The sequence below is a fragment of the Streptococcus sp. X13SY08 genome, from assembly GCF_001182825.2.
Classification (GTDB): Bacteria; Bacillota; Bacilli; order Lactobacillales; family Streptococcaceae; genus Streptococcus.
Genome location: NZ_LFYO02000003.1, coordinates 128447 through 146119 on the forward strand (window position 1 = coordinate 128447; position 17673 = coordinate 146119).

The window sequence follows — 17673 nt, forward strand, 5'->3', positions numbered from 1 at the left end:
TCTTTTTGTAAAAATATCTAAAGGACTCAATATGAAAAATGAATCTTGGCTGAAAGCAGCTATCTTGTCAGTATCTCTTTTTATCATGTCTCACTTGGCAATCGCGCCAGCAATTCCAAAATTGCATGCCCTTTATCAAGCACAGAATGCGAATGTTAGTCTAGCATCCGTTGAAACCTTGGTCACTATTCCAGCCATGATGATTATGCTTTCTGTCATTTTAAGCAATGTCATCGTAACCAAATTGGGGAAGAAAAAGACCGTTGAAGTCGGCCTGGGTTTGATTTTTATCTCAGGAATCATTTCCTTTCTGGCAAGTAATTTTATGTTGGCCATGATTGGTCGTTTAATCTTGGGGATTGGAATTGGACTCTATAATCCACTTTCTATCAGTATGATTAGTGATTATTTTGAGGGAGCAAAACGTGCTGGGATGATTGGTCTGCGGACGGCAACTATGAATGTCGGTAAAACCTTGACAACTTTAATTGTTGGTTATGCCTTGCTGGTAGGACCGCGCTATATTTTCTTGGTCTATGTTTTGGTGGTGCCCGTCCTCTATCTCTTTCATCGATTTGTGAAGGAGATTCCCGTTGAGGAAAAACGTTTGTCCAAGGTTGTGATTTTTGATCAGGGTGTCTTTCTCTGGATGTTAATCATATTTTTTATCGGGATTGCCTACATTGGGGCGACGGTTAAAATTCCGACGCTACTGGTGACCCACTATGGTTATGATGAATTAGCGGCCGGCCATCTATTGACGCTCTTAGCTTTTAGTGGGATTATCATCGGACTTTGCTTTGGTTATTTGTCAAAAAAAATGGCAGAGCTGGACACTTGCTGTCATGCTGGGTATGATGGCGGGGGGGATCTTCTCTTTGTCTTTGGCAATCAAGTAATTTTCTTCTATCTTGGCGCAGTTTTGATTGGTGCCAGTTTTGTGGGAGGTATGTCCGCAATCTTTGATGCCATTGCCAAGCAATACCCCAATGGTCAATTGACTTTTGTGACCAGTATGGCGATTACAGCAGGTAATATCGGTGTGATTTTAACACCACTTATCTTGACCAAACTGGTTGGTGCTTTGTCGCTAGAACCTTATGTAACACCTTTTTATATCACGACAGGGTTGATATTGACCAGTTTGATGCTTTACGCATTTCTCAAGAAAAAATAAAAAGAGAGCGGGACAAAAATCGGTCATTTCATAGCAATTCGATTTTTCAGTACTTTTTCATTTTCAAATACTGACCTAAAACATCTACTAGACTGTTTTACTCCTACCTCTGCACAGTTTGGTAGGCATGAAAAAGCTGATTTATCAGTTTATTTTCAGACCCACGCAACCACTGCAACTTGTCATTGAAAACGACATAAAATAAAAGGAGGTTAGGACTTTTGTCCTAGCCTCTTTTCGTCTTAGCTGACAAATGCAGCGATTTCTTCCGGAGTCATTGAGCTGTCACAACGAACTTTCACACCAGTTTCTCCTGCGTAGATTAATCCTGGAACAATTGGAATACCGTATTTCTCACGGAAATCTGCGATTTCTTGACGTGGATAATCAGGGTTTTCAGAGTCTAGGAAATAAACTGTCCAGTTTTTCCCCTTGGCCACTTGCGCTAGTTTTGGTGCGAACCTTTGGCAGTACGGACAAGTAGCGCGGCCGACGAAGAGAATAGACCGTCTTGTTTTTCAACTAATTGGTTGGCTTCTTGGGGAGAAATGTTTTGGAAATTAGCTACAATTTCGCTAAAATTAGATAAATTGAACATAAGACACTCCTTTTTTATCCTTAGTATAGGAAAAAAAGTATAGGAAGGCAAATTCTTGCTACGCAGTGGGTCCTGCTTTCCAAATGCCCTCTTTTTCGGTATAATAATAGAATAGTCAAAGTTAGTCAGTGTGAAAGGAGTGAGTATAGTGAAAAATACGTCGGATTACATTGAAGAGCATATCAAGGCGATTTTAGAGCGTGCTAGTGTTGCAGAATTAAAGAGAAGTGAGTTAGCGAGTCATTTTGAAGTGGTGCCAAGCCAAATCAATTATGTTATCAAGACGCGTTTTACAGCTAGTCGTGGTTATATTGTTGAAAGTAAGCGTGGAGGTGGAGGATATATCCGAATCGGTCGCATTACATTTTCTGATAAGCATGAATTGGTTGGAGATCTTTTGAAGAATATGGGAAATACTCTCTCTTGGGTTGTTTATCAAGACGTGCTACAGCTTCTTTTTGACGAGGAATTGATGACTGAGCGTGAGGGGAATCTCTTTTTGGCAACGGGAACAGATGAAGTATTGGGAGATGACGCTAGCACCATTCGTGCACGCATGATGCGACAAATTTTGCGACGATTAGATAGGAAAGAGGATTAGGATGAAATTTTCAAAAGGCTTGGAGTATGTCCTTGGGGACGCTCAGCTCATGGCCCAACGCTATATGAATGCTTACGTAGAAACGTGGCATGTGGTATTGGCCTTTTTAATTAATGCTAATACGATTGCGGGAACTGTATTGGCAGAATATCCTGTGGAATTGACTGAGTATGAACAAGCAGCCTTTGCGGTGACAGAAAAAGAATTTAACGAAGAAGAAGATCAAGATGAATTTAATACTTTAGCATTTTCTAAAAAATTACAAGAACGCATGAATTTGGCGGAAAAAATTGCTGAGGTTGTGAAGGCGCAAGAAGTGGGGACAGAACATGTTTTTATGTCCTTTTTGTTGGATAAGCGCTCAACTGCTGTTCAGGTATTGGACAAGGTTGGTTTTCATTTAGAAGACTCTGATGATGCCATTCGCTTAGTAGATTTGCGTAAAAATTTGGAGAAAAAATCTGGGTTTACTAAGGAAGATTTGAAAGCTATTCGTGCCTTGGTGCGTGGTGGAGCTGCTCCTCAGACAACCATGGCTAACATGATGGGCGGCATGCCTCCTGGAGGTCAAAGTGGCGGTTTAGAGGATTACACACGTGATTTGACAGCTTTGGCGCGCGAAGGCAAGATGGAGCCAGTGATTGGTCGTGACCGAGAAATTTCTCGTATGATTCAAATTCTCTCCCGTAAGAAGAAAAACAATCCCGTCTTGGTTGGGGATGCAGGTGTCGGTAAAACAGCTTTGGCGTTGGGATTGGCTCAACGTGTGGCGGAAGGAGCTGTACCAGCTAGTCTATCCAAAATGCGTGTCTTAGAGTTGGAACTCATGAATGTGATTGCAGGAACGCGTTTCCGTGGTGATTTTGAAGAGCGTATGAACAATATCATCAATGACATCGAAGAAGATGGTCAGGTAATTTTGTTTATTGACGAGCTTCACACCATTATGGGTTCTGGTTCGGGTATCGATTCGACCTTAGATGCAGCAAATATCCTCAAGCCTGCTCTTTCACGTGGAACTCTGCGGACAGTGGGAGCGACGACTCAAGAAGAATACCAAAAACATATCGAAAAGGATGCGGCGCTTTCTCGTCGATTTGCCAAAGTGTTGGTGGAAGAGCCTTCTGTAGAGGATAGTAAGATTATTTTGCGTGGACTCAAAACTTCCTATGAAGCGCACCACGGTGTGACAATTACAGATGAGGCTATTGTAGCTGCAGTTGAAGGTGCTAAGCGTTATCTAACCAACAAGAATTTGCCAGATTCAGCGATTGATTTGCTAGATGAAGCCAGTGCGACAGTGCAAAACAGTCGTAAGGCTAGTCCTGCAGCGGAAAGTTTATCAGATTTGGATGCGGCACTGAAAGCGGGTAAATACAAAAAAGTCGCTCAGCTATTGGTCAAAAACCAAGAAAAACCAAAAGGGAACGCCACTTTGGAAGTGACAGAAGACCATGTGTTGACGACCTTGAGTCATTTGTCGGGTATTCCTGTAACCAAGCTCACTCGGACGGATGCTAAGAAATATCTGAATCTGGAAGCAGTACTTCACAAACGTGTGATCGGTCAGGATGAGGCGATTTCTGCGGTTAGTCGTGCCATTCGTCGGAATCAGTCGGGTATTCGTACAGGTAAGCGCCCAATTGGTTCCTTCATGTTCTTGGGGCCGACAGGTGTTGGAAAGACTGAGTTGGCAAAAGCCTTGGCGGAAGTGCTTTTCGATGACGAGTCTGCTCTCATTCGCTTTGATATGTCTGAGTATATGGAGAAGTTTTCGGCTAGTCGACTAAATGGTGCGCCTCCGGGCTATGTGGGCTATGAAGAGGGTGGCGAGTTGACCGAAAAGGTCCGCAATAAACCTTATTCTGTCTTGCTTTTTGATGAGGTAGAAAAAGCGCATCCAGATATTTTTAATGTGCTGTTGCCGGTCTTGGATGATGGGGTCTTGACGGACAGTAAAGGTCGCAAGGTGGATTTTTCTAACACCTTGATTATCATGACGTCGAATCTGGGTGCAACTGCTCTTCGTGATGACAAAACGGTAGGCTTCGGTGCGCTTGATTTGTCGCGTAATCATAAAGAAGTAGAAAAACGTATTTTTGAGGAGCTCAAGAAGGCTTATCGACCAGAGTTTCTTAACAGAATTGATGAGAAAGTGGTCTTCCATAGCTTGTCAGACAAGGATATGCAAGAAGTAGTCAAAATCATGGTCAAACCGCTGATTGCCGCTACAGAAAAACAAGGAATTGCGCTTAAGGTTCAACCGTCTGCGCTTAAATTATTGGCAAAAGACGGCTATGATCGAGAAATGGGAGCTCGTCCATTACGTCGCACCATTCAGACTCAAGTGGAAGATCAACTGGCAGAACTCCTGCTCAGTGGTCAGCTGCAGGCTGGACAAAACCTCAAAATTGGTGTAAAATCAGGGAGGTTAAAATTCGAGATTGAAGGTTAGTCTATGCCAAAGATTCGTCAGTTAAGTATCAAGGATTTGAGCGACCTACAAACGATTTCGCGTGAGATTTACTTTGCTACGTTTATCAGTAGTATCTCTGCAGAGGATATCGCTGTTTATATGGAGGAAGCTTACTCTAAGGAGGTCTTGGGGGCAGAATTACAGTCATCTGATTCTGATTTCTATTTTCTAGAGTCAGAAACTGGGGATATTCTTGGCTATGTCAAACTAAATGTTGGTCCAGCACAGACAGAAGATGTTGCTGCAAATGCTATGGAAATTCAGCGAATTTATGTTCGACCGAATCAAAAGCGTAAAGGGTATGGTCACACTTTGATGAAATTTTCCTTGGATGCTGCCCGCGAAAAAGGGTGTGACAGTGTCTGGTTGGGTGTTTGGGAGTATAATACTATAGCACAAGATTTTTATAAAAGTCATGGTTTTGTAAAAGTTGGTGAGCATGTATTTATAACGGGAAATCAAGAAGATACAGACCATATCTTATTGAAAAAGCTAGACTAGTTTAGACTAGGGATTACTGAAAGTAATAAAAGGGATTTATGAAAAAACAAGTAGCTGTCATTTTTGGCACATTTGCGCCCATGCACAAGGGGCATATCGATTTAATTCAGCGAGCGAAACGAGCCTGCGATCGAGCAGTAGTGATTGTTTCGGGCTCTGTAGGTGATAGAGGAGACAAGATTGGTTTAGGACTTCAAAAGCGTTTCCGTTATATTCGTGAAACCTTCAATGATGATCCCTTGGTCTCCGTTTCAAAATTGGATGAGACAAATATGCCTCCTTATCCAGAGGGATGGGCAGAGTGGTTGCTGGGGTTGATGGCTTTAGTGCCTTTAGCTGCAGATGAGGAGATCCTTTTTTACACATCTGAAAAAGAATATGCTGCTGAACTAGAATTGCGTGGCTATCGGGTTGCCTATACAGATCGTAATTTCGGGATTTCTGCGACTATGATTCGTGAAAATCCAATGAAATACTGGAACATGATTGCAAAGCCCTTCCGTCGTCGTTTTTCAAAGAATGTCTTGATTTTGGGTTCTGCCTCAAATGGGAAAACAACCTTGGCGCGTGATTTGGGTCGTTATTATTCTTGTCCTGTGTCACTAGAGTATTCTCGCTACTACCAAACACGTTACAATGTTCGTGATGATGAATTGACGGGTAAGGATTACAATTATTTATTGACGGGTCAATACCGCCAAACGTCAGATTTGATTGACTCAGATAGCAATCGAGGCTTGGTCATTGCTGACACCAATGCAACGGTTACTCAAGCTTATTATGATTACTATATTGGCCAGACGTCTTCTTCTTTCCATTCGCTTTGCGCGGATACGGTGATCGCGATATGACGATGGCAGACCAAAAAGTTCGCGATGCCTTTACTGAGCATTTAAAAACATTGGTCGCAACCAATCATCCAGATATTCCAGTAGCTTTCATTGGTGGTTCTTACTCAGAAAACTACAGCAAGGCGATTGCGTTGATTGATGAAATTTATCCACAATGGTAGATAAAAAAAGACAAACTCGAAGAATGAGTTTGTCTTTTTTTATGCTTTTTGAAGAGCTTGGTTGAAGAGTTCTTGAACTTCTTCGATCGTTTCAGCACGGGATACGGCGCCGCGGATTTTGGCTGCTCCAGCAGTTCCGCGTAAATAATGCGGTGCGAGACCGCGGAATTCACGGACAGCAATCACTTCGCCTTTAAGGTTGGCAAGACGCGTCAAATGCTCGTAGGCGATTTTGAGCTTGTCTTCAAAGGACAAATCTGGCAATATCTCACCTGTCTCCAAATAATGATTGATTTGCTCGAAAATGTAGGGGTTTCCCATTGCGGTGCGGCCAACCATGACGGCGTCTGCGCCGACTTCTTCGACACGTTGGCGAGCGTCTTCTACCTTGCGAATGTCACCATTTGCAATGAATGGAATCTTGGTAATGGCTGCGGCAACCTTGGTAAGGGTCTCTGAGTCAACGGTACCGGTGTACATTTGCTCGCGAGTTCGTCCATGCATGGCCAGCGCTGCCACACCAGCACTTTCTGCGGACAGGGCATTTTCTACAGCTAAATCTGGGCTATTCCATCCAGTACGCATTTTGACAGTCAATGGGATATCGAGGACGGAAGTCACTTCCTTGACGATGTGATAAATCTTGTCAGGGTCTTTGAGCCATTTGGCACCTGCCTCATTTTTGATAACCTTATTGACTGGGCAGCCCATATTGATATCGACGATATTGGCTTTTGTATTGTTTTGAATGAAATCCGCCGCGCGTTTGAGTCCTTCGGCATCACCACCGAAAAGCTGGATAGACATGGGCGCTTCGTTTTCTTCAATGTGTAGCATATGGAGAGTTTTTTCGTTATTGTAAAGAAGCCCTTTTATCATAAAAGGGGTATTAAGATTTGTCACGAATAAGTTCCTCCAAGTCTTCAGGTGTAAAGTGATAGTGGGTACGACAGAATTGACAGGTAATGTCTGCGCCCTGATCTTCGTCTTTCATTTCTTGTAGATCGCTGATTGGTAAGCCAGAAGCAAGTAAGCTTGAAATGGCTGGCATCTCTTGAATGCGTTTTTCAAAGCGAGCAATTTCGGCTTCCTCGGCACCTGGTAACACTTGCAACATGAAGCCACCTGCGACTTGGACCTTGTCTTCTTTGTCTAGAAGGACATTAAGACCGATGGCAGAAGGGGTCTGTTGGCTGTCGGTCATGAAATAGGCCAGGTCTTCGCCGATTTCACCTGAAATCAGGGGAGTCATGGAGTTATAAGGGTGCCCCACACCATAATCGGTGATGACTAAGAATTGACCCTCGCCCACAAGTGGACCCACGATGACTTCGCCAGTGGCCGTTTTCTTGTAATCTAAATCAGGGTTTTGAATATAACCTTTGACGGTTCCATCCGTCTTTGCCACCGAAATAATAGCACCAGTCGCACCATTACCTAAGATTTTGAGTGTCATCTTGGTATCGCCTTTTTCATTGGCTGCCAAGATTTGGTTGGCAATAAGGGTACGTCCGAGTGCAACTGTTGAAGAAGCCATACTGTCATGCTTTTCTTGTGCTGTGCGCACGGTTTCAGTGCTATCTAATACAAAGGCACGAAAATGCCCGTTTTCTGAAATTGTTTTAATCAGTTTATCCATAAGGAATATTATAGCATAAAAGCAGGGAGGACCGGAAACAAAAAGAGACTGAAAATCAGACTTTCAGACTCTGTGTGCTTGGTTAGTTGCTCTGGCGTTTATTGAAAATGTAAACACTGGATGTCAAGAGGACAATGCCCGTAGCGACCAATGCATAGGATATTGTTTGCCCAGTTTTTGGTAATTTATTGTTAGATGGTGTCACGCGTGCACTTCCAGCGCCAGTCATAGACTTTTCTATGTCTCCTTGGGGTTTGCCATTTTTTTCATCTGCTGAAGGCGGCATTGGTTGGTTGCCACTTTGATGATCTTTTGGCTCTACTTGGTTAGTAAAGCTGAGCTGTACTAGGAGTGGATCATGGTCAGAAGCTCTGCCATGTTTTTCCATAAAGGCTGAGTTAACGTGAATCATGTCAAAAGAATAACTATTTAGCAAATTACCAGATACAAGGAGATTGTCCAGTGACTGGTTATTTCCTTGGTAGAAATAGGAGAAACGATCCGCAGCATCATGACGACTGACCAGATTATTCATGCCACCCGTTTCGATAATTTGGATAGTTTTGTTAAATTCATAGTCATTGAAATCACCCAACATAACGATTTTCGCATCTGGATTTTGAGCGAGACCTGCTTGAGTAAAATTAGCGAGCAGCTGTGCTAAAATATGGCGTCTTTCCTCAGACTTGAATGTGACAGGTTGAATTCATCCATATAAACTATAATAGGCCAAGGCGTCCTCTGGAGTGCTAAATTCGTCGCCATCAGGAACTGGAAAACCAGCCTCAGCCAGAATTTTCTTGGTGACGGTTTTGTTTGCAATTGCTAGCGGTACGACGTAAGTATCCTTTGAGGTCATATTTCCATTTTTGTCGTATTCTACATGATTACCGTGCCAGAGCTTGAGGAATTGATCATTTTCATCCAGTATCTCGAAATGAATTCCCTTTTGAATGGCCTCCATCAAGAGCAACTGAGTAGACAGTTCCATATTTTCATAGCCTTGGAGAGCATATGGAGATTGGAGGGCTGCTTGGTGATAATCTTGTCCGGTTTTGCGACCGAATTCTTCTAGTGATAGACCGTTAATATGTGATAAGAGTTGCCCGGAAAGCGTCAACTGTGGATTTTCAAGCGCAGCTTTGACCTGCTCTACTAATTCGTGGTAGTACTCTCCCAAGGTAAAATGATTCACGATAGCCTCCATGGCAGTTACAATCTTCGCTACAGGGGCTTCTGGTGGCAATTTTTCTAAAGGATGACTGAGCGCAATGAGATTATTAAATTCTGTTGCGATTTGTATGGTTTGGTCTACCTGAGTAGAGTCGATATCATCTAGCCAAAGAAGAGCTAGGATGAAGAGATGGACGGTATCCAAGGTTTCCTGACTGATGGCAAGGTGGTCAAATGGATTGGGATCGAAGGAACGGAATTCTAAATAGGTAATTCCATGTTCCAGATAATCACGATTTCGCTTGCTCCCCCGCAGGCGAACTGCAGAATAAAATTCTTTTTCCGCAGATAAAATGCCATTTTCTACATAATATTCGATGGACTGAACATACTCTTCTAAGGTAGCGTAGGAAACGCGAACGTCGTCGTGGTTAACATAGCCGTAGGAGCTATTGCGGATTGATCGAACAGGTCCAGTCAATGAGTCTTTTAGAAACCCTTTTTCAGCTAACGGAGTCGCTCCATATAAATAAATTAGGAACCAACGATAGGTTAAAAATTGCTGGGCGAGTTTTAAGTAAAGTTGATTTTTGAAAGAGATAAAATGAATTTCTTGACCGGCTTCAAAAAGTTGTGCTACTAAGTCTTTCCCCAATTCCATATTGTAGTGGATACCACTCATGGACTGAAGCAATTTGCCATAACGCTGACCGAGACCAACGCGATACTGGTATTCAAACTCATTTTCTAATTGGGCAATTAGAGTTTCTTCTTCTGTGATTTGAGGTGGCATGGACAGAGGCCACAAATACTCGTCTTGGCTGATTGAACGCTGCGCCACATCAGTTATTCCTCCCAGAAGTCGACGTGCTTCTTTGGTTGAATGCGCTACAGGTGTAATCAATTCCAACTGGGCTTCACTATAATCAGTTTGGATGTAGGGATGATAGCTCCGCGAGCCCAAAATAGAAGGATGTGCAGTTTGTGCCACGCGATGAGTGACGTTGCTGATGCGTAGGGACTCTCGTTCCAATCCAAAAGTTGCCTGTAAAATTGGCAAAGTTGGTTTAGCTTGCCGTAAAATATCCGAAATTTTCATCTTTTTTCCTCTCAATGGTGTTGTTTTCGTTTTAAACTCTTTCAAAACGAAAAACAAATTTTTGCTACGTCCCAAAAAGGATTCCGAACATGGTTATTTTCTGTCGACAAAAGATAAATAAAAGTAAAATGTTCGTCTTTTATAAAAATTTATGATTTTCTTGAAAAAAGGTTCGTTTTTTGCTATGATAGAGTGTAAGATAAACTCGCAGGTGAGATTCCTGCCAATAGTTTTTCATTGAAAGGAATTGAACTTGTAGCAACTAGCCAGTGGCTGATTGCTAGCACGAGCTTATGGATAAGAAAGTGAGTGGAAAACGACAGTTTTCAGGTTCTTGGTATCTTAATTCATGACATCAGTAGTAGTAGTTGGAACCCAATGGGGTGATGAAGGTAAGGGGAAAATCACGGATTTCTTGTCAGCGGATGCTGAGGTGATCGCACGTTACCAAGGCGGAGACAATGCTGGTCACACCATTGTGATTGACGGTAAGAAATTCAAGTTACACTTAATTCCATCAGGAATTTTCTTCAAGGAGAAGATTTCAGTGATTGGGAATGGTGTGGTAGTTAACCCTAAGTCATTGGTCAAGGAATTGGCTTATCTTCATGAAGAAGGCGTGACAACAGATAACTTGCGAATTTCAGACCGCGCTCATGTCATCTTGCCATACCACATTAAACTCGATCAGTTGCAAGAAGATGCCAAGGGTGACAACAAAATCGGTACGACTATTAAAGGTATTGGTCCGGCTTATATGGATAAGGCTGCGCGTGTTGGTATTCGTATCGCTGACCTCTTGGATAAAGATATTTTCGCAGAACGCCTGCGTATCAACTTGGAAGAAAAAAATCGTCAATTTACTAAATTATATGATTCTAGTGCCATTGAATTTGACGAGATTTTTGAAGAATATTATGAATATGGTCAACAAATCAAGCAATATGTGACAGACACGTCTGTTATCTTGAACGACGCGCTTGACGCTGGGAAACGTGTCCTTTTTGAAGGCGCACAAGGTGTCATGCTGGATATCGATCAAGGGACTTATCCATTTGTTACCTCCTCAAACCCAGTTGCTGGTGGGGTAACTACCGGTTCAGGTGTTGGTCCATCAAAAATTAATAAGGTTGTTGGGGTATGTAAAGCCTACACGAGTCGTGTTGGTGATGGGCCATTCCCAACGGAACTCTTTGATGCGACGGGTGACCGCATTCGTGAAATTGGTAAAGAATACGGGACAACAACAGGGCGCCCACGTCGTGTGGGTTGGTTTGACTCAGTTGTTATGCGCCACAGCCGCCGCGTATCAGGGATCACTAACCTTTCTCTCAACTCAATCGACGTTCTCTCAGGTTTAGACACTGTGAAAATCTGTGTGGCATACGACTTGGACGGTGAGCGCATCGACCATTACCCAGCAAGCCTTGAGCAACTCAAACGCTGCAAACCAATCTACGAAGAATTACCAGGTTGGTCTGAAGACATCACAGGTGTCCGTAGTCTAGATGAACTTCCAGAAAATGCTCGTAACTATGTTCGCCGTATCGGTGAGCTGGTAGGTGTCCGCATTTCTACTTTCTCAGTAGGGCCAGGACGTGAACAGACGAATATCTTAGAATCTGTCTGGGTCAACATTTAATTTTAACAATAGAATGACTCCTACTCTTTGTCAACTGCGCTTTGATGTACTTCAGTACAATCTTCAGCTTGTTTCTTAGATTAGGAGTTTTCTATTGCTAAAATCGTTTCGTCTCTTCGTCTCTGCGTTTTGAAATGTTTCAAATCGTCAAAATTTTAAATTGTTATATCCTCAATTTCATCGTTTTGTATTGGCGTAGAGGAATTTTCCTGATACTTATACCGTGAGAGGACAGCTGTCCTCTCTTTGCTTTCGCTCATATTTTTGGTATAATGAAGCTACTAATAAAATTTTAGAGGTGATAAGATGCAAAGTTTGCAACCATTTTTTATTCCTCTTTTGATGCTTGGTATGGTGGGCTGGATGTTCTACGCACAACGTAAGCAACAAAAGAATCGCGCAGAAAGTTTGAGTCAAATTCAAAAAGGTGATGAGATTGTAACGATTGGTGGCTTGTATGGTATTGTTGATGAGATTGATGACAAAAAAGTTGTCTTGGACATTGACGGTATCTACTTGACGTTTGATCGCTCTGCTATCCGCAATCGTGTGGCAAAAGGGGCAACAACTCCAAAACAACCAGTTGACACAGCTGTTATTGAATCAAAAGATGAGGAATAAGTTTACTTATTCCTTTTTTGCTGACTTGAGCTCAATTGCCTATTCTAAGGGATTTATGGTATAATAGACTGATTTTATAAATGGGGAAAAATTATGTTTCGCTTTGTGTTCAAACCAGAGAAAAAAGCTAAAAAAGAAAAAATACAAACTGTGGTAGAAGTACCTAAACATATCGCCATCATTATGGATGGAAACGGTCGTTGGGCCAAGAAAAGGATGCAGCCGCGTGTCATGGGGCACAAGGCTGGGATGGATGCATTGCAATCTGTTACCAAAGCAGCATCAGACATGGGGGTAAAGGTATTAACTGTTTATGCCTTTTCAACTGAAAACTGGACGCGTCCGGAAAAAGAAGTGTCTTTTATCATGAATTTACCAGTTGAGTTTTATGATAAATATGTGCCTGAGCTCCATGCTAATCAGGTTAAGATTCAAATGGTTGGGGACCACAGCCGCTTGCCAGAAGCGACAAAGGCTGCCCTCTTTCAAGCAGAAGAAAAAACCAAGAAAAACACGGGATTGATTCTGAATTTTGCTCTTAATTATGGCGGACGGGACGAATTGACAACCGCGATGAAGAATATTGCGCAAGATGTCTTGGATGCTAAGTTAAATCCCGGAGACATAGACGAGAAAGTCATAGCTAAACATCTATATACTGGTACGTTGCCAGTGAGTTTGCGAGATCCTGATTTAGTGATCCGGACTAGCGGAGAGTTACGTTTGAGTAACTTTTTACCATGGCAAACAGCCTATAGTGAGCTTTATTTTACAGACATAGCTTGGCCTGATTTTGATGAAGCGGCCTTGAAAGAGGCTATTCTAGATTACAATCGTCGCCATCGTCGTTTTGGTGGCTTAAAAGGAGAAAAGTGATGACGAAGGATTTGCAGAGACGTGTAATATTTGGGGCAATTGCTCTCTTGATTTTCTTCCCTTTTATTTGGGTAGGTGGTGTGCCCTTTCAGTTATTTGTAGGGATGTTGGGGATGATTGCCACATCTGAATTGATTAGAATGCATCGCCTATCACCAAGCTCTATTGAAGGAGTTTTGGCGATGTTAGCAACCTTTGTGCTGATTTTACCCTTGGAAGACTATCTCTCATTTTTACCTGTAGATGGAAACTATACAGCCTATGCTATTGTGATCTTCATATTGTTGGGTTCTACAGTTTTTAATATGAAAACTTATTCTTACTCGGAAGTGGTTTTTCCAATTGCTTCGAGTTTATATGTTGGTATTGGTTTTCACAACTTAGTAACTGCACGGATGGACAGCTTTAGCAAAGTTTTGTTTGCCTTGCTGATTGTTTGGGCGACAGATATTGGTGCCTATATGATTGGTCGCAAAATTGGAAAACGTAAACTCATGCCAGCAGTATCTCCTAATAAAACAGTAGAAGGTTTCTTGGGAGGAATTGTTTCTGCTGTCGTGGTCGCGATTCTATTTGTTCTCGTTCATTCAAGCTTTGCCGCAGGCTATTCAATTCCGATTTTAGTGATTTTAGTAGTCATCTTCTCAGTATTTGCTCAATTTGGTGATTTGGTTGAAAGTGCCATCAAACGTAGGTTTGGTGTGAAAGATTCAGGAAGAGTCATCCCAGGTCATGGTGGAATCTTGGATCGCTTTGATTCATTGATTTTTGTCTTTCCGATCATGCACTTCTTCGGACTATTTTAAGGAGAATATCTATGTTCAAAGGAATTCTTGCCTTTATATTCATTTTCGGCATCATCGTCGTTATCCACGAATTTGGGCACTTCTATTTTGCAAAAAAAGCGGGCATTTTAGTTCGCGAGTTTGCCATTGGTATGGGTCCGAAAATCTTTTCTCATATCGGAAAAGATGGGACAGCTTATACGATTCGCATCTTACCTCTGGGTGGCTGTGTTCGCATGGCTGGTTGGGGTGAAGATACGACTGAAATTAAGACTGGCACGCCAGCAAGCTTAACATTCAATGAAGCTGGCCTGGTCACTCGCATCAATTTATCCGGGAAAGAGTACAGATTACAGGACAGGTTTTAGAAGAAACGAAGACTTACCCAGTTGACCACGACGCGACGATTGTCGAGGAAGATGGAACGGAAGTGCGGATTGCACCGCTTGATGTTCAGTATCAAAATGCCTCTATTTTGGGGCGTCTCGTGACGAATTTTGCGGGTCCTATGAATAACTTCATTTTGGGATTTGTGGCCTTTTTAATCGTCATTTTTATGCAAGGTGGTGCTCCTAACTCCAATACAAATATGGTGACAGTGGTCGATGGCGGAGCTCTTGAGCAAGCTGGGGTTGTCACTGGAGATAAGATTGTTTCTATTGAGGGACGAGGTGTCTCTAGCTACGAAGAGATTGCTAAGGAAATTGCTACAGCGACTAAGGATCAAAAAGAAGCACCTACGCTTGATGTCGTGGTAGAACATGATGGTCAAAAGAAATCGCTTAGTGTGACAACAAAAGAAGAAAAAGGTGCCTACTATTTAGGCGTATCCCCTAGTCTGAAAACAGGCTTTGTGGATAAGATAGTGGGTGCTTTCCAACAAACGGGGGTAACTGCCCTCACGATTGTCACAGCTCTGCGCAATTTGATTGCTCAATTCTCCCTAGACAAATTGGGTGGACCTGTGGCCATCTACAATATCAGCTCACAAGCCGCTAAAAATGGCTTGACATCTGTCTTGCAACTTTTGGCTATGCTATCTATTAACTTAGGAATTTTTAACTTGATACCAATTCCGGCACTAGATGGTGGAAAAATTTTGATGAATATCATAGAAGCTATCCGTCGCAAACACCTTAAGCAGGAAACTGAATCTTATATTACCCTTGCTGGTGTTGCTATTATGGTAGTTCTCATTATTGCCGTAACTTGGAATGATATCATGCGCATATTCTTCTAAACTCAATCGAACGGGGTCCTTTGGATTCCGTTTGTGATATACACTTTAACGTTTGGAAGAAAATAAGGGAGTTAAGTCATTGAAATGAATCTAACTCTTGGTCACCTCTATTTTTTACTAATTACTTTGAAAAGAATTGAACACGGGACTTGAACTTGTGTCATTCTGCATAACATTGAAAGGAAATAGGAGAGTCGTAATTGAATGCAAGCGAAAAACTTGCTCTCTCTTATTTCTATTACTACTTTGAAAGGAAATGAACACGCCCTAAAAACGTCGAGAAAAAGATAAACTTCCTAGTGTCTTTGGAGACACGTCGTCAGTTTTCTATTTTCTTCTCGTTTTCTTAACGGGCTTTGTATCTTACTATTATGAAACAGTCTAAAATGATTATTCCTACGCTACGCGAGATGCCTAGCGATGCTCAGGTAATCAGTCATGCGCTCATGGTGCGTGCTGGTTACGTTCGTCAGATTTCTGCAGGTATTTACTCTTACTTGCCGCTTGCTAATCGTGTTATTGAAAAAGCCAAAAAAATTATGCGTGAAGAGTTTGACAAGATTGGTGCAGTTGAATTTTTAGCACCCGCTCTTTTGTCAGCCGATATCTGGCGGGAGTCAGGTCGTTATGATACCTACGGTGAGGATCTCTACAAACTCAAAAACCGCGAGGGTTCTGACTTTATTTTAGGTCCAACTCACGAAGAAACGGTAACTCTTTTGGCACGTGATGCGGTACAATCTTACAAGCAATTACCGCTTAATATTTACCAAATTCAGCCTAAATACCGCGATGAGAAACGTCCTCGTAACGGTCTCTTGCGCGGTCGCGAGTTTATTATGAAAGATGGTTATTCTTTCCATGCCAACTATGAAAATTTGGATGAAACTTACGATGATTACAAGTCTGCTTATGAAGCGATTTTCACCCGTTCTGGACTTGATTTCAAGGCGATTATCGGTGATGGTGGCGCTATGGGTGGTAAGGATTCGCAAGAATTTATGGCCGTTACGCCTGACCGTACAGACTTGAACCGTTGGGTTGTCCTAGACAAATCTGTCGCATCTTTTGATGAGGTTCCTGCGGAAGTTTTAGAAGAAATAAAGGCAGAGCTTGCTGCTTGGATGGTATCTGGTGAGGATACAATTGCTTACTCAACAGAATCTGACTATGCAGCCAACTTGGAAATGGCAACCAACGAATACAAACCGTCAACAAAAGTCATCGCAGAGGAATACTTGGTGAAAGTGGAAACACCAAATTGCAAGTCTATTGATGAAGTAGCGGCATTCTTGCAAATTGATCCAGAACAGACTATCAAAACTATGCTCTTTATGGCGGATGAGGAGCCAGTAGTAGCGCTTCTTGTCGGCAATGACCGAGTCAATGATGTAAAATTGCAAAACTTCCTCGGAGCTGATTTCCTTGATGTGGCGAGTGAAGCGCAAGCTCAAGAAATATTTGGTGCAGGTTTTGGTTCACTTGGACCAGTTGGGTTATCAGAAAATATTAAAATCATCGCAGACCGCAAGGTGCAAGACGTGAAAAATGCCGTGGTTGGTGCCAATGAAGATGGCTTCCATTATACAGGCGCAAATGCTGGACGTGATTTTGAAGTGAGCGAATACGTAGACATCCGCGAAGTCAAAGAGGGAGAGATGGCGCCAGACGGAAAAGGTGTTCTCAACTTCGCACGCGGGATTGAAATCGGGCATATCTTCAAGCTGGGGACACGTTATTCTGACAGCATGAATGCTAACATCTTGGATGAAAATGGTCGTTCTGTGCCGATTATCATGGGTTGCTACGGCATTGGGGTTAGTCGTCTTTTGTCAGCTGTTTTGGAGCAACACGCTCGCCTCTTTGTCAACAAAACACCAAAAGGTGATTTCCGATTTGCATGGGGTATCAATTTCCCTAAAGAATTGGCACCATTTGATGTGCATTTGGTTCCAGTCAACATCAAAGATGAAGCGGCGATGAACTTGACCAATCGTATTGAAGCGGACTTGCAAGCGACGGGCTACGAAGTCTTGACGGATGACCGTAATGAACGTGTTGGTTCTAAATTCTCTGACAGTGACTTGATTGGCTTGCCGATCCGTGTAACAGTTGGTAAAAAAGCTGCAGAAGGTGTTGTCGAGGTCAAAATCAAGGGAACAGGTGACACTGTTGAAGTTCACGTGGATCAACTTCTTGAAACCTTGCAAATCTTGACACAAGGTTAGATGTT

11 protein-coding genes and 5 pseudogenes are annotated in these 17673 nt (G+C 42.5%); 11 read left to right on the forward strand and 5 right to left on the reverse strand.

Annotated elements, in window-relative coordinates; genetic code table 11:
* The first annotated feature begins 31 nt into the window (after positions 1-31).
* Positions 32-1177: an MFS transporter gene (locus AEX56_RS06335; RefSeq protein WP_049618391.1), complete on the forward strand. Its 1146-nt coding sequence runs from the start codon at positions 32-34 to the stop codon at positions 1175-1177.
* A 242-nt stretch (positions 1178-1419) separates the two neighbouring features.
* Here the strand turns inward: AEX56_RS06335 and AEX56_RS09085 are convergent, their stop codons facing one another.
* Complete coding sequence (locus AEX56_RS09085; RefSeq protein WP_330218258.1) at positions 1420-1680, reverse strand: thiol reductase thioredoxin; 261 nt, start codon at positions 1678-1680, stop codon at positions 1420-1422.
* Positions 1681-1923: 243 nt separating this feature from the next.
* On the opposite strand from AEX56_RS09085, the gene AEX56_RS06345 reads away from it, so the two are divergent.
* The 4 genes and pseudogenes from AEX56_RS06345 to AEX56_RS06360 all read left to right on the forward strand — a co-directional run bounded on the left by AEX56_RS06345 (position 1924) and on the right by AEX56_RS06360 (position 6365).
* Positions 1924-2376 (forward strand): CtsR family transcriptional regulator, encoded by a 453-nt coding sequence (locus AEX56_RS06345; RefSeq protein ID WP_049618392.1) that lies wholly within the window; start codon positions 1924-1926, stop codon positions 2374-2376.
* Between the two features lies 1 nt (position 2377).
* Positions 2378-4831 (forward strand): ATP-dependent Clp protease ATP-binding subunit, encoded by a 2454-nt coding sequence (locus tag AEX56_RS06350; RefSeq protein WP_049618393.1) that lies wholly within the window; start codon positions 2378-2380, stop codon positions 4829-4831.
* 3 nt (positions 4832-4834) lie between these two features.
* Complete coding sequence (locus AEX56_RS06355) at positions 4835-5353, forward strand: GNAT family N-acetyltransferase (RefSeq protein WP_049618394.1); 519 nt, start codon at positions 4835-4837, stop codon at positions 5351-5353.
* 38 nt (positions 5354-5391) lie between these two features.
* Positions 5392-6365 (forward strand): annotated as a pseudogene (locus tag AEX56_RS06360) (AAA family ATPase).
* A 39-nt stretch (positions 6366-6404) separates the two neighbouring features.
* On the opposite strand, the pseudogene AEX56_RS06365 reads toward AEX56_RS06360, so the two are convergent.
* From AEX56_RS06365 to gshAB, 4 genes and pseudogenes are all read right to left on the reverse strand, one after another.
* Positions 6405-7238, reverse strand: a pseudogene (locus AEX56_RS06365) (tRNA dihydrouridine synthase); the annotation flags it as partial.
* A gap of 16 nt (positions 7239-7254) precedes the next feature.
* A complete protein-coding gene (gene hslO / locus AEX56_RS06370; RefSeq protein ID WP_049618396.1) occupies positions 7255-8004 on the reverse strand; it encodes an Hsp33 family molecular chaperone HslO in 750 nt (249 codons plus the stop codon).
* Positions 8005-8086: 82 nt separating this feature from the next.
* Positions 8087-8710 (reverse strand): annotated as a pseudogene (locus AEX56_RS09540) (endonuclease/exonuclease/phosphatase family protein); the annotation flags it as partial.
* A 12-nt stretch (positions 8711-8722) separates the two neighbouring features.
* Positions 8723-10276 (reverse strand): annotated as a pseudogene (gene gshAB, locus AEX56_RS06380) (bifunctional glutamate--cysteine ligase GshA/glutathione synthetase GshB); the annotation flags it as partial.
* 349 nt (positions 10277-10625) lie between these two features.
* Here gshAB and AEX56_RS06385 point away from each other — a divergent pair.
* The 6 genes and pseudogenes from AEX56_RS06385 (at position 10626) to AEX56_RS06410 (ending at position 17668) form a co-directional block, all read left to right on the forward strand.
* A complete protein-coding gene (locus tag AEX56_RS06385; RefSeq protein WP_049618398.1) occupies positions 10626-11918 on the forward strand; it encodes an adenylosuccinate synthase in 1293 nt (430 codons plus the stop codon).
* A 306-nt stretch (positions 11919-12224) separates the two neighbouring features.
* Positions 12225-12539: a preprotein translocase subunit YajC gene (gene yajC / locus AEX56_RS06390; RefSeq protein ID WP_049618399.1), complete on the forward strand. Its 315-nt coding sequence runs from the start codon at positions 12225-12227 to the stop codon at positions 12537-12539.
* A gap of 93 nt (positions 12540-12632) precedes the next feature.
* On the forward strand, positions 12633-13415 hold the full coding sequence (locus AEX56_RS06395) for an isoprenyl transferase (protein WP_049618400.1): 783 nt from the start codon (positions 12633-12635) through the stop codon (positions 13413-13415).
* A gap of 11 nt (positions 13416-13426) precedes the next feature.
* Complete coding sequence (locus AEX56_RS06400) at positions 13427-14221, forward strand: phosphatidate cytidylyltransferase (protein WP_049618553.1); 795 nt, start codon at positions 13427-13429, stop codon at positions 14219-14221.
* Between the two features lie 11 nt (positions 14222-14232).
* A pseudogene (gene rseP, locus AEX56_RS06405) lies at positions 14233-15440 on the forward strand (RIP metalloprotease RseP).
* Between the two features lie 371 nt (positions 15441-15811).
* Positions 15812-17668: a proline--tRNA ligase gene (locus AEX56_RS06410; RefSeq protein WP_049618401.1), complete on the forward strand. Its 1857-nt coding sequence runs from the start codon at positions 15812-15814 to the stop codon at positions 17666-17668.
* The last annotated feature ends 5 nt before the right edge of the window (positions 17669-17673 follow it).

What these genes read in the sequence shown, in the direction of transcription:
- AEX56_RS06335 (WP_049618391.1), top strand. Translation starts at nt 32, where the DNA reads ATGAAAAATGAATCTTGGCTGAAAGCAGCTATCTTGTCAGTATCTCTT.
- AEX56_RS06350 (WP_049618393.1), top strand. Translation starts at nt 2,378, where the DNA reads ATGAAATTTTCAAAAGGCTTGGAGTATGTCCTTGGGGACGCTCAGCTC.
- AEX56_RS06355 (WP_049618394.1), top strand. Translation starts at nt 4,835, where the DNA reads ATGCCAAAGATTCGTCAGTTAAGTATCAAGGATTTGAGCGACCTACAA.
- hslO (WP_049618396.1), bottom strand. Translation starts at nt 8,004, where the DNA reads ATGGATAAACTGATTAAAACAATTTCAGAAAACGGGCATTTTCGTGCC.
- AEX56_RS06385 (WP_049618398.1), top strand. Translation starts at nt 10,626, where the DNA reads ATGACATCAGTAGTAGTAGTTGGAACCCAATGGGGTGATGAAGGTAAG.
- yajC (WP_049618399.1), top strand. Translation starts at nt 12,225, where the DNA reads ATGCAAAGTTTGCAACCATTTTTTATTCCTCTTTTGATGCTTGGTATG.
- AEX56_RS06395 (WP_049618400.1), top strand. Translation starts at nt 12,633, where the DNA reads ATGTTTCGCTTTGTGTTCAAACCAGAGAAAAAAGCTAAAAAAGAAAAA.
- AEX56_RS06410 (WP_049618401.1), top strand. Translation starts at nt 15,812, where the DNA reads ATGAAACAGTCTAAAATGATTATTCCTACGCTACGCGAGATGCCTAGC.